A 1,032-nucleotide genomic window follows, 5' to 3' on the forward strand; every position below is an offset into this window, starting at 1 on the left:
TTTATGGGCAAAGTCGTTGAAAAAATAGGCCCTAGACTAACGGGAACTATTGCTAGCTTTCTTTACGGAACTGGAACCATTATGACTGGTTGGGCTATCCATCAAAATTCAATTTGGCTATTATATCTCTCATATGGTGTCATAGGCGGCTTAGGACTGGGAGCAGGATACGTTACCCCTGTATCAACAATTATTAAATGGTTTCCAGACAAACGCGGTTTAGCAACGGGGTTAGCTATTATGGGATTTGGTTTTGCAGCAATGCTGACTGGTCCTGTTGCTCAACAGCTAATGGCTAGTGTTGGTCTTGAACAAACATTCTATCTCTTAGGAACATTTTATTTTGTTATTATGCTGCTCGCTGCACAGTTTATTGTTCGTCCAAATCTGGCACTATCAAGCACTACTGAAAATAGCATTTCTCAAAAAAAGGGAACACGTCTAACCCGAGGACCGGAGCTAACAGCTAACCAAGCCCTCAAAACTAAATCCTTCACTTTTCTTTGGATAATGTTATTTATCAATATTACATGCGGGATCGGCCTTGTCTCAGCTGCATCCCCCATGGCTCAAAGTATGACCGGCATGTCTGTCCAAACAGCCGCAATTATGGTTGGAATCATAGGCCTTTTCAATGGCTTTGGACGTTTGATATGGGCAACTTTGTCTGATTATATCGGGCGCCCTGCTACTTTCAGTACCATTTTTATTCTCGATATTGTAATGCTTTCAGCCATGCTCATCTTCAAATTACCGCTCCTATTTGTCATTGCATTATGCTTGTTGATGTCTTGTTATGGAGCAGGCTTTTCTGTCATCCCAGCCTACTTAGGTGATGTCTTTGGTACTAAAGAATTAGGAGCTGTTCATGGATATGTACTGACAGCATGGGCTGCTGCCGGAGTTGTTGGACCATTACTATTATCATTAACACATCAACTGTTCCACAATTATACTTTGACATTAGCTGCCTTTATTTTGATTGATCTATTGGCACTGCTAATCTCATTCTGGATACAACGAGATTTCATT

General features: G+C 41.2%; 1 protein-coding gene. It reads left to right on the forward strand.

Annotation, left to right across the window (positions count from 1 at the left end; translation table 11 throughout):
* On the forward strand, window positions 1-1,032 hold a 1,032-nt coding region (locus ABTZ99_RS45030; RefSeq protein ID WP_499619298.1), incomplete at both ends, for an L-lactate MFS transporter.

This window comes from Actinosynnema sp. NPDC002837, assembly GCF_040295345.1.
Classification (GTDB): Bacteria; Actinomycetota; Actinomycetes; order Mycobacteriales; family Pseudonocardiaceae; genus Actinosynnema.